A 3694-nucleotide genomic window follows, 5' to 3' on the forward strand; every position below is an offset into this window, starting at 1 on the left:
GTCGAAACTCCATGCTAGGCGCTAACGCGCTATGACTGCTTATAAATCTGATCTTCTTCGCCAGCTTGATGCACGCGGCTACATCCACCAAACAACCGACGCGGCGGCGCTTGATGCGCTTGCGTCCAAAGAGATTGTTCCGGGATATATCGGCTTCGATGCGACTGCGCCATCGCTTCATGTCGGAAATCTGGTGTCCATCATGTTGCTGCGCCGATTGCAGCAGGCTGGCCATAAGCCCGTCGTGGTTATGGGCGGCGGCACGACGCGTATTGGTGATCCGACGGGCAAAGACGAAGTCCGCAAGATGCTGACCGATGAAACCATCGAAGCCAACATATCGTCGATACGCACGGCGTTTGAGCAGTTTTTAACCTTTGGCGATGGCCCGACCGATGCCGTTATGGTCAACAACCATGACTGGTTGGGTAAGCTTGGATATATCGAGCTGCTGCAAGAAGTTGGCACCCATTTTACCGTCAACAGGATGCTGACATTCGATTCGGTCAAGCTGCGGCTTGAGCGCGAGCAGCCGATGACCTTCCTCGAATTCAACTATATGATCTTGCAAGGATATGACTTCCGCCATCTCAGCAAGACGATGGGCGTCCGTCTGCAAATGGGCGGATCGGACCAATGGGGCAATATCATCAACGGCATGGAATTGGCGCGCCGGATGGATGGTGCAGAGGTGTTTGGCCTGACAACGCCACTTATTACCAAAGCCGATGGATCGAAAATGGGTAAGTCCGTCTCTGGCGCTATCTGGCTCAATCGCGAACAGCTGCCTGATTATGATTATTGGCAGTTCTGGCGCAATACGGACGACCGCGACGTCGGTAAGTTCCTGCGCCTTTTCACCGATTTGCCGCTCGACGAGATCGAACGTTTAGAATCGTTGGAAGGTTCCGAAATCAACATCGCCAAGATTGCACTGGCGAACGCGGCTACGGAATTGTGCCGTGGTGCCGAGGCAGCAACGCTCGCGGCTGAAACCGCACGTAAAACCTTTGAAGAAGGAACGTCCGGCGGGGATCTGCCAACGATTGACGTCAGCACAGAAATTTCCGTGATTGACGCCTTGGTAGCGCTGAATTTCGTGGCGTCCAAAAAAGAAGCGCGCAGAATGATTCAGGGCGGCGGCGCACGGATTGCCGACGCGGCTGTAACTGACGAAAATGCGATGATTTCAGCACAATCAGAGCCTGTGAAAATTTCTGCAGGCAAAAAAAAGCACGGCCTCATTCGCTTCGGATAAGCGCGTCGGTAAAATTGTGAAGCGTGGCTTTACCAAATATTTGGAACTTGGTGGTACGGTGATTATCCAACATCAATTACCGCACAAGGCCACAAAATATGGCACAAGCAGTTCCGAACCCTGATCTGGATTTCCGCATCGCGGCCCGTCACCGCGCGAACCACACCGTCATAGCCGAGAGTAAATTGCGCGGCGACACGCAAATTCACATCATCAACGTCTCCGCGCATGGCTTCATGATTGACGATAACCCCGGCTTCGAACGTGGAGAGCGCGTCGAACTTCGGTTGCCCATCATTGGCAGAATCGAGGCACTGGTTATCTGGACGTCTGACAACCGCGCCGGTTTTCAGTTTGAACGCGTGTTGCGTTTACCCCATTTTCTTGAGCTGCTTAAAATCATTTCGCCAAAGCTGCGCTAACCGCCGCGAAGCGTCGCCACACCGGCATCTCGTTCAAACAAATACAACGCCACACGGGCAGCATGCCCCCGCGGACCATCAAGTCCGCCGTCGCGTTCCAACAAAAGCCGCGCATCATCTGCCGCAACGCCGATGAGTTCACGCACTTGCTCCGGCGTCGCAACGCGAAATGGGCTGTCGCCCGACTGACGCGTTCCCAGCAATTCGCCGGCACCGCGCAGCTTGAGGTCTTCCTCGGCGATACGAAAGCCGTCATTGGTTTCGCGCATCAGCGCAAGACGCGCGCGCGCCGTCTCACCAATTTGCGTCGTGCGCACCAGAATACAGACCGATTTCTCTGACCCGCGACCAACGCGCCCGCGCAACTGATGCAATTGCGCGAGGCCGAAACGATCCGCCGCCTCAATAACCATCAGGCTGGCATTGGGGACATCAACGCCGACTTCGATAACGGTCGTCGCCACCAACAACCGTGTCTCGCCCGCAACGAAGCGCTCCATTACCGCGTCTTTTTCCGCACCCCGCATACGCCCGTGCACCAAAGCAACCTGCGATCCAAAGCGCAAGCGGAGCATTTCTGCGCGCTGTTCGGCGGCGGCAAGATCGCTCTTGTCGCTTTCTTCGACCAACGGGCACACCCAGAATGCCTGCTTGCCCGCCGCAAGATGGCGGGCAACGCCGTCAATCAATTCACCAAGCCGATCCTGCGACATGACGCGTGTTTCAACCGGCGTACGACCGGGCGGAAGTTCATCAAGGATCGAGCTGTCCATTTCACCATAAGCCGCAAGCGCGAGGCTGCGCGGGATAGGCGTTGCCGTCATCACCAGCAGGTGCGGAACGCCCCTGCCCTTGCGCGATAGCATGAGCCGCTGGGAAACGCCGAAACGATGCTGCTCGTCGATAACCGCCACGGCGAGCGATTTATAGGTCACCGCTTCCTGAAAAATCGCATGGGTGCCGACGAGGATGTGTATCGAACCATCAGCAAGCCCCATCAGCGTTGCTTCGCGCAAGCTGCCCTTTTCGCGGCCCGTTAGGATTGCAATATTCACCGGCATCCCCGCCAACAGCTTTTGAAGGCCCGCATAATGCTGGCGCGCCAAAATTTCCGTTGGCGCCAACATCGCCGCCTGCATCCCCGACTCCACCGCACGCAGCAATGCCATGAGCGCAACCATCGTCTTGCCCGCGCCGACATCGCCCTGAAGCAAGCGCAACATGGGCCGTGATTGCGCCAAGTCCCCCTCAATTTCGGCAATAGCGCGCTGCTGCGCACCCGTGAGCGCAAATGGCAGTTTCAACAGCGAGATTAACGAGCCATCACCCGCCACGGGCACAGCCGTACGTTTGTCCATCGCCGCGCGGATAAGCCGCATGGCGAGTTGATTGCTGAACAGTTCATCATAGGCCAGCCTGTCACGCACCGACTGGTCATCCCTGCGGTGCACAGTTCCAATCGCCGCCGCCCAGCTGGGCCAGTTCCGGCCAGCGACCAAGCTTGGCTCAATCCATTCGGGCAGGTCCGGCACATCCTGCAATGCGGCCCCCGCAAGTTGCCCCATGCGTTTGTTCGTCAGCCCATCCGATAGCGGATAAATCGGCTCGGCAAGGCCAGGTGACGTATCGCTGTCGATGGGAACGACATGATCGGGGTGCACCATTTGCAATTCGTCGCCATAGCGTTCGAGCTTGCCCGAAATGATGCGTTTCTCACCAACGGGCAGTTGCTTGCGCGCCCAACCACCATTTCGGCCGAAAAAAGTGAGCGTCAGATAGTTTCCGGCGACATCCGCAACGAATATCCGCAACGGTGCGCGCGCGTTGTTGCTGTTGCGGTGGTCCATCACTGTAACGGTGACAATGATGTTGCTGCCGACATCGGAAACATCCAGCACGGAAACCGCCTTGCGATAGGTCCAGTTGGCCGGAAAATGATACAACACGTCCTTCACCCGCTCGAGCCCAAGGCGCTCAAGAGGCTTTGCCAGACCAGGGCCAACGCCCTTCATGG

Annotated in this window: 3 protein-coding genes; 2 read left to right on the plus strand and 1 reads right to left on the minus strand. The window is 57.1% G+C overall.

Annotated elements, in window-relative coordinates:
* The first annotated feature begins 31 nt into the window (after positions 1 to 31).
* Together tyrS and ACIQ5B_RS10455 are read left to right on the plus strand one after the other, a co-directional pair.
* Entirely contained in the window at positions 32 to 1258 is a 1227-nt protein-coding gene (tyrS, locus tag ACIQ5B_RS10450) for a tyrosine--tRNA ligase (protein WP_397598967.1), read from the plus strand.
* Positions 1259 to 1356: 98 nt separating this feature from the next.
* Positions 1357 to 1680: a PilZ domain-containing protein gene (locus ACIQ5B_RS10455; protein WP_397598968.1), complete on the plus strand. Its 324-nt coding sequence runs from the start codon at positions 1357 to 1359 to the stop codon at positions 1678 to 1680.
* Here ACIQ5B_RS10455 and recG read toward each other — a convergent pair.
* Positions 1677 to 3692, minus strand: a complete 2016-nt coding sequence (gene recG / locus ACIQ5B_RS10460; RefSeq protein WP_397598969.1) for an ATP-dependent DNA helicase RecG — start codon at positions 3690 to 3692, stop codon at positions 1677 to 1679. The two genes, ACIQ5B_RS10455 and recG, sit on opposite strands and share 4 nt — an antisense overlap.
* Positions 3693 to 3694: the final 2 nt, after the last annotated feature.

Origin of the sequence: Sphingorhabdus sp., assembly GCF_044374345.1 — a bacterium.
Lineage (GTDB): Bacteria > Pseudomonadota > Alphaproteobacteria > Sphingomonadales > Sphingomonadaceae > Sphingorhabdus_B.

Bases quoted from the DNA above. Each gene is read 5' to 3' on its own strand.
- tyrS (WP_397598967.1), top strand. From the start codon at position 32: ATGACTGCTTATAAATCTGATCTTCTTCGCCAGCTTGATGCACGCGGC.
- ACIQ5B_RS10455 (WP_397598968.1), top strand. From the start codon at position 1,357: ATGGCACAAGCAGTTCCGAACCCTGATCTGGATTTCCGCATCGCGGCC.
- recG (WP_397598969.1), bottom strand. From the start codon at position 3,692: ATGAAGGGCGTTGGCCCTGGTCTGGCAAAGCCTCTTGAGCGCCTTGGG.